This is a genomic window from Nocardioides sp. P4_G4 (genome assembly GCF_056401085.1).
Genome location: NZ_JBFUKA010000062.1, coordinates 20392 through 27494 on the forward strand (window position 1 = coordinate 20392; position 7103 = coordinate 27494).

General features: G+C 71.6%; 5 protein-coding genes. 1 reads left to right on the forward strand and 4 read right to left on the reverse strand.

Annotated elements, in window-relative coordinates; all coding sequences use genetic code 11:
* Nucleotides 1-2: 2 nt before the first annotated feature.
* The 4 genes from AC1DQF_RS15030 to AC1DQF_RS15045 all read right to left on the reverse strand — a co-directional run bounded on the left by AC1DQF_RS15030 (nucleotide 3) and on the right by AC1DQF_RS15045 (nucleotide 5583).
* Nucleotides 3-779, reverse strand: coding sequence for an ABC transporter permease (locus AC1DQF_RS15030; RefSeq protein ID WP_477526025.1), 777 nt, complete (start codon nucleotides 777-779; stop codon nucleotides 3-5).
* Nucleotides 776-1558, reverse strand: coding sequence for an ABC transporter ATP-binding protein (locus AC1DQF_RS15035; protein WP_477526026.1), 783 nt, complete (start codon nucleotides 1556-1558; stop codon nucleotides 776-778). Before AC1DQF_RS15035 ends, AC1DQF_RS15030 begins: the two co-directional genes overlap by 4 nt.
* A 94-nt stretch (nucleotides 1559-1652) precedes the next feature.
* The gene (locus AC1DQF_RS15040; protein ID WP_477526027.1) at nucleotides 1653-4805 is read right to left on the reverse strand and encodes a reprolysin-like metallopeptidase; all 3153 of its coding nucleotides are present in this window, start codon (nucleotides 4803-4805) and stop codon (nucleotides 1653-1655) included.
* A gap of 139 nt (nucleotides 4806-4944) precedes the next feature.
* The gene (locus AC1DQF_RS15045; RefSeq protein WP_477526028.1) at nucleotides 4945-5583 is read right to left on the reverse strand and encodes a hypothetical protein; all 639 of its coding nucleotides are present in this window, start codon (nucleotides 5581-5583) and stop codon (nucleotides 4945-4947) included.
* A 148-nt stretch (nucleotides 5584-5731) separates the two neighbouring features.
* On the opposite strand from AC1DQF_RS15045, the gene AC1DQF_RS15050 reads away from it, so the two are divergent.
* Nucleotides 5732-6892, forward strand: a complete 1161-nt coding sequence (locus AC1DQF_RS15050) for an acyl-CoA dehydrogenase family protein (protein ID WP_477526029.1) — start codon at nucleotides 5732-5734, stop codon at nucleotides 6890-6892.
* The last annotated feature ends 211 nt before the right edge of the window (nucleotides 6893-7103 follow it).

Here is a 7103-nt window from a genome sequence, read left to right on the forward strand (position 1 = left end):
GCTCACAGTCTGCGGGCACCGGCGACCCGACGGCGGTAGGTCGCCATCGCGAGCGCGTGGGCGACGAGCAGCAGGCCGAGGCACCAGGCCAGGGCGACCCACCCCTGGGTGCCCACCGGCTGCTGGTCGAACAGGTTGCGGATCGTGTCCACGATCGAGGTGACCGGTTGGTGCTCCGCGAACCACTGCACCGGCGCCGGCATGCCCTCGGTCGGCACGAAGGCCGAGCTGATGAAGGGCAGGAAGATCAGCGGGTAGGAGAACCCGCTCACCCCGTCGACCGACGTCGCCGTCAGCCCGGGGATGACGGCCAGCCAGGTCAGCGCGAAGGTGAACAGCACCAGGAGACCGAGGACCGCCAGCCAGCCGAGCACGCCGGCACCCGTGCGGAAGCCCATCGCGACGGCGACGAGCACGACGAGCACCAGGGAGACCAGGTTCGCCACGACGGAGGTCAGCACGTGGCTCCACAGCACGGCCGACCGGGCGATCGGCATCGACTGGAACCTCTCGAAGAGTCCTCCCGAGACGTCGGTGAAGAGCCGGAACGCGGTGTAGGAGACCCCCGAGGCGACGGTGATGAGCAGGATCCCCGGGAGCAGGTAGTCGACGTACCTCCCGCCGCCGACCTCGATGGCCCCGCCGAAGACGTAGACGAAGAGGAGCAGCATCGCGATCGGCGTGACCGCGGTGGTGATGATGGTGTCCGGGCTGCGCAGGACGTGGCGCAGGGAACGCTGCGAGAGCACGGCGGTGTCCCGCAGCAGGTCGGCGCTCATCGGTCGCCTCCCGGGCGCCCGAGGCCGTCGTGGCCGACGATGGCGAGGAAGATCTCCTCGAGCGTCGGCCGCTTCTCGACGTACTCGACGGTGGCCGGCGGGAGCAGCCGCTCGAGCTCGGCGAGGGTGCCGTCGGCGATGATGCGGCCGTCGTGGAGGATCGCGATCCGGTCGGCCAGCTGCTCGGCCTCGTCGAGGTGCTGGGTGGTGAGCAGCACCGTGGTCCCCCGGTCGGCGAGGGCGCGCACCGTCCTCCAGACCTCGATCCTCGACTGCGGGTCGAGGCCGGTCGTCGGCTCGTCGAGGAACAGCACGGCTGGGTCGCCGACCAGGCTCATGGCGATGTCGAGGCGCCGGCGCATGCCTCCGGAGTACGTCGCCACGCGTCGCCCGGCGGCGTCGGTCAGCGCGAACCTCGTGAGGAGCTCGTCCGCCGTGCCACCGGGGTCCCGCAGGTGTCGCAACCGGGCGACGAGGACGAGGTTCTCGCGGCCGGTCAGGACCTCGTCGACGGCGGCGAACTGTCCGGTGAGGCTGATCGACGCCCGCACCTCGGCGGCCTCGGCGTCGACGTCGTGCCCGTGGACGGCGGCWGTGCCGCCGTCGGCCCCGAGCAGGGTGGACAGGATCCTCACCACGGTCGTCTTCCCCGCCCCGTTGGAGCCCAGCAGGGCGACGACGGTGCCGGTGGAGACCTTCAGGTCGACCCCCCTGAGCACGACGTGGTCGTCGTAGGACTTGGTCAGTCCGGCGATGTCGATGGCTGGTGTCACGGTCATGGGACCAGCCTGCGGCCCTGACCCTGCGTCAAGGTCAAGGGCCGCCCCGCAGATCGCGGGGCGGCCCTCTCGGTGCGTGCGTCGACCGGGCCGGCTACGGCTCGGTGACCACAGCGACGCCCTCGATCCGGACCGGCTTGTCCTTGCCGACCACGATCCGGACCTTGCCGCTGCGCGGCTTGTCCAGGACGACGGTCCGCAGCCGGTTGACCCGGTTCTTGCCCTTGAGGCTGAACGTCTTGACCCGCTCCTTGCCGACGAAGACCTTGACGCTGCCGGCGTTGCGGCGGGTGCTGACCACCAGCGTGATCGCCGTCGCCTTCTGGATCCGGGTGATCAGCTGGGCGCCGCGGTCGCGCGAGGTGACGTAGTGGCCGCCGTACGCCGCCGACTTCTTCACGCGCTTCCAGTCGCCCTTCTGGACGAGGCCTCCGTCGTTGCGCGGCACCGTGAAGGTGCGGGTCGCCGGGGTGGGGTCGGCGACGCCCGCCTTGTTGACAGCGGCCACGCTGAACTCGTGCGTGCCTGTCGGGTAACGCTGCTCCAGCCCGTCGGCGGCGCACGGCACGGTGTCATCGTCGACGCGGCACACGAAGGTGGCCGGGCTCACCGTCGAGGCGTAGGTGAACGTCTGCTCCTTCGAGAGCACCACCGAGTCGTCGGCAGGTCCGGAGGTGATGGTGGTGTCCGGGACGCCGGGTGCCGGGGTGGCGGTGAGCTTGAACGACGCGTCGTTGACGTCGAAGAAGTAGTTGTCCACCGCCTCGATCTTGACTCGCACGTCGGCGGCCGTCACGTTGGGCATGGTGAGCGTCTCGGCACCGTCGTTGGCCGTGCTGGCCGCGAGGACGGTGCCGAAGGAGGCCCCGCCGTCGGTGGACAGGGAGATCTTCACCGAGGGCGCGAGCCCCTGCGTGTTGTTGACCGCCCAGGTGACCGGGACGGCCGTGCCGCCGGCGACCGTGCCACCCGCGGCCTGCGAGGTCACCTGGAACGGACCCGCCGTCGGGTCGACGGTGAGCGTGACGTCGTCGTACGACAGGCCACCGCCGGTCGGGTTCAGGTCGCGGGCGGTCAGCCGGAACTGCATCTGACGAGCCGTCGTGCCCAGGCTGCCGAGGTAGTCGGCGTCGGGCAGGAACTCGGAGAAGCAGTCGAGCAGCGGGTCCGTCAGCGGCTCACTGAGCGCCGTCGTCGGGGCCGGGCAGTCGCCGGTGGCCGCGTTGGTGTTGCCGGCGAGCACCTGCGCCATGTCCGGGAACACCCGCGTCGGGCTGCCGTCGGCGATGTTCTCCCCCGGCGAGGGGCTCTTCAGGCTGTCCTCGTCGGTGACGACGGCGTCGTCGCCGAAGACGCGGAACAGCGGGCCGAAGACCTTGGTGTTGTCGGCCAGCTGGGTGCCCTCACCGAAGTTCGTCTGCTCCCACAGGTAGACCAGCGGCTCGCCGTCGGCGTCCGTGCCGGAGCCGGTCAGTGCGAACGGCGTCCGCATCGGCACCGTCCTGTCCCCGGGCGCCCGGACGGTCGGGTTGCTGTTGTCGCTCTCGAGGGGGATGCCCTGCGCCTGCGACGGGCCGCCGCGGGAGGTCTCGCCCACGAAGCCCGAGACCCCGGCCGAGGCGCCGGTGACGGCCATCTCCGGGAGGTCGTCGCCCTCGGACCGGATGGTCGGCGTGTCGTTGAAGATCACCTGGAAGCCGGTCTCGTCGGGCTCGACGGGCGGCACGTAGCTGACCTCGTAGGAGTTGTACTGGTCGTAGCCCCACTGGGCGATGGACACGGGCTGGTCGGTGACCTCCTCGAGCGCGGCCTTGATGCCGGCGGCCGAGTAGTTGCTTCCGGCCACGATCGGGTCGGTGGTCCGGCCGTCGTACGAGAGGGTGAACGAGTCGCCGTCGTCGCCGAAGCCGCGCAGGGACACGGTCTGGACCTCGACGTTGAGCCGTGGGTCCGCGTCCATCACGGCGTGGGCCTCGTCGACGGTGAGGTGGGAGAAGTAGGGGTCGGTGTGCGGCTGGAGGTCGTCCTGCCCGCAGATGCCGGCGTAGGCCATCACCGAGGAACCGGAGCCCGGCTCGACGGACGCGTCGGAGATGTTGCCGCCGCAGGCGCCGAGGGCGCCGTTGAAGGTGTGGTTGCCGCCGAACTGGTGGCCGAGCTCGTGGGCCACGTAGTCGATGGCGAAGAAGTCGCCCTTCGGCTTCGGGAGGCCGGTGCAGCCGCCGCCCTTGTAGCCGTCGAAGTCGCCGCCGATCACGCCGAGGTAGGCGATGCCGCCACCGTTGACGCCCAGCGCGATGTGGCCGACGTCGTAGTTGGAGGCGCCGATGAGCTGGCCAAGCACGGTGCGGTTCCTGCCCAGGGTCGAGACGTCGCAGTAGCTGATGTCGCCATAGGAGTYGTCGCTGTCGTCGTCCGGCGTCCCGTTGTCGTCGAAGGGCTCGAAGCACGGCGCCGCGCCGCACGGGCCGTCGGCCCCGGTCGCCTTGGCGTCGGTGTCGAGGTTGAGGCTCTCGGTGCCGTCGACCAGGCGCAGCTCGACCGCGAGGTCGTCGTTGTAGATCTCGTTGACCCGGTTGATCAGCGTGACCTTCTCGGCGAGCACGTTGTCGGTGCCGAAGTAGGCGGCGTACGACGGGTCGGAGGTCAGCGCGAGCCGGAAGTAGCGGCGGGTCACCGGCTGCCCGGCGTCGGTGGCGGCCTGCTGGGCGGTGGTGACGGTGTCACGCAGGGCACTCACCTCGCCCTCGGCCCGACGCTGCTCGGGACGCGGGAGGTCGCGGCCGTAGTAGCTGAGGTGTGCAGTGGTGYCGCGCCGGTTGTAGGCCGGGTCGACGTACCAGTCGCGGCCGTTGCCCGGCGCCCGGACGAAGGCGTGGAAGCCCATCGGGGTCAGGTCGAGGGCGATGGAGGCCTGCGGGTCGTCGACACCGCGACCGGCGTACGTCGTGATCTCCGGGTGGGCGGCTGCGAGCTCGGACTCCATCGTCTGGGTCCGGCTCACGCGGAAGGACTGCAGCCCGCCCGACGGGTCGGGGACCGAGACGACGGACGAGCCGTCCCCCGCGGGCAGCTCCCCCCGGAGCGCCGAGAGGTCGACGCGGGACGCGGCGTACTCCTTCGGCTCGACCCGCACCTTCGCGCCGGTCGGCGTGAAGCCGCGCAACGTGGTGAACGCCCCGTCGTCGGGAGCGGCCACGGCGGAGGTGGTCACCCCCGGCAGCACCCCCGCTCCCAGGACGAGCATGACCAGGACAGACAGACGACGTGCTCCGCGTGCGCGCAACGTTTCCCCCTCGAACGGCGTTGGACCTCGCACTCTAGGCACGGGCCACCGACAGCACCAGAGCGTCCGCTCGCCGAAGCGACGTCGGGACGGCCCGGTCTCAGGAGACGGCGCGCGCCGCCCGGGTCAGCTGGAACTGCTCGTTGGTGAAGACGGCCACGCCCATGAAGGCCACCCCGACGAGCACCGCACCGATGCCGCTCAGGGAGGGCACGACCCGCGTGAACGGGGCCATCGCGGCGTGCAGGAGGAACAGTCCCGGCACCCACCGCGGCATCGACCGGGCCCGCAGCATCCCGATCGCTAGCAGCACCTCCGCGAGGTGGAAGGCGCCCACGAAGCCCATCATGAAGCCGACCAGTCCGCGGTCGTCGGCGAGCAGGGCGAGCTCCTCCCGACCGATGGTCCCGTTGACGACGAGGAGCCGGAAGAACGCCAGCAACGCGGCGTACGACGCCATCGCGACCGCGGCGATCCCGAGCATCGCCGTGCCTGCGTAGCCGAAGATCCGACCGCGACGGCGCATCCCGTACAGGAAGGTCGGCAGGCCCATGCCCAGCCCGAGCGCACAGATGACGAAGGCGGCCGACGCCATGACCCAGCGGCCCTCCTCGACCTGCGCGCTCCGCAGCAGGCTCGCGTCGTCGGGGCTCAGCGGGAGGCCGAGGGTGCCGAGGACGAGGGCGACCGCGCCGCTCGCCAGCGCCGCCGCCGAGTACGGCAGCCATCGGTCCCCCATGGTGCGCAAGGTACGGGTGACCAGGGGGGCACCGAGGCGGGTCATGCGCAAATGGCTCGGAGGGACTAGGGGCCCCTAGGCTGATCGGCAGCGTGACCACCGTCACCGCCCTGACCGATCGACCGCCCACACCCGGGAGGACCACCGCATGACCGCCAGCCGCGTGCTGCCCACCGACGAGGCGCGAGATCTCCTCGCCCTCACCCGCGAGATCGCGACCCGCGAGCTGGCCCCCCGCTCCGCCGAGGCGGAGGCCACCGAGACCTTCCCGCGCGACGTGTTCGCGATGCTGGGCCAGGCCGGCCTGCTGGGCCTGCCCTACCCGGAGGAGCACGGCGGCGGCGGACAGCCGTACGAGGTCTATCTCCAGGTCCTCGAGGAGATCGCGGCGGTGTGGTCGTCGGTGGGCGTCGGGGTGTCAGTGCACGCGCTGTCGTGCTTCGGCCTGGAGTACTTCGGCACCCAGGAGCAGAAGGCCGAGTGGCTGCCCGACATGCTCGGCGGCGACCTGCTGGGTGCGTACTGCCTCTCCGAGGCGCACGCCGGCTCCGACCCGGCCGCCATGCGTACGACGGCACGCCGCGACGGCGACGACTACGTGATCAACGGCGCGAAGGCGTGGACCACGCACGGCGGCCACGCCGACTTCTACAAGGTGATGGCGCGCACCTCCGACGACCGCAACGGCATCTCCTGCTTCCTCGTCCCCGCCTCGACCGAGGGCCTCACCGCCGACCCGCCGGAGCGGAAGATGGGCCTCACCGGCTCGGCCACCGCGACGATGCGCTTCGACGACGTGCGCGTCCCGGCCTCGCGCCGGCTCGGCGCCGAGGGCGACGGCCTGCGGATCGCACTGGCCGGGCTCGACTCGGGCCGCCTCGGCATCGCGGCGGTGGCCGTCGGGCTGGCCCAGGGGGCGCTGGACGCCGCGGTGGCCTACGCCCGGGAGCGCGAGACCTTCGGCAAGGCGATCATCGAGCACCAGGGGCTGGCCTTCGTGCTGGCCGACATGGAGGCCGCGATCGTCTCGGCCCGCGCGACGATGCTCCACGCCGCGCGCCTGCGCGACGCGGGCCGGCCGTTCTCCCGCGAGGCGTCGATCGCCAAGATGGTCGCCACCGACAACGCCATGAAGGTCACCACCGACGCCGTCCAGGTGCTCGGCGGCTACGGCTACACCCGCGACTTCCCGGTCGAGCGCTACATGCGCGAGGCCAAGGTGATGCAGATCTTCGAGGGGACCAACCAGATCCAGCGGATGGTCATCTCGCGGTCGCTGGCCAAGGACAACAGCGGCACGATCCGCTGAGGCCTGCCGGTCCCGCGGCGGGCGGTGAGTCAGCCACGTTCCGGACGCGCAGATCGTGGCTGTCGCACCTCCCCCGCGGCGCGTCGCGGCGGCGCGCCGTACGGGCGGTGCTCCAGCCACATTCCGGGCGCGGCGAGTGTGGCTCACTCACCGCCCCGGCGGTCCCCGTGCCGGGGCCCAGCTCGCCAGAGCAGCGGCAGCGCCTGTACGC

Coding starts and splice junctions, on each gene's coding strand:
- AC1DQF_RS15045 (WP_477526028.1), bottom strand. CDS start 5,583: ATGGGGGACCGATGGCTGCCGTACTCGGCGGCGGCGCTGGCGAGCGGC.
- AC1DQF_RS15050 (WP_477526029.1), top strand. CDS start 5,732: ATGACCGCCAGCCGCGTGCTGCCCACCGACGAGGCGCGAGATCTCCTC.
- AC1DQF_RS15030 (WP_477526025.1), bottom strand. CDS start 779: ATGAGCGCCGACCTGCTGCGGGACACCGCCGTGCTCTCGCAGCGTTCC.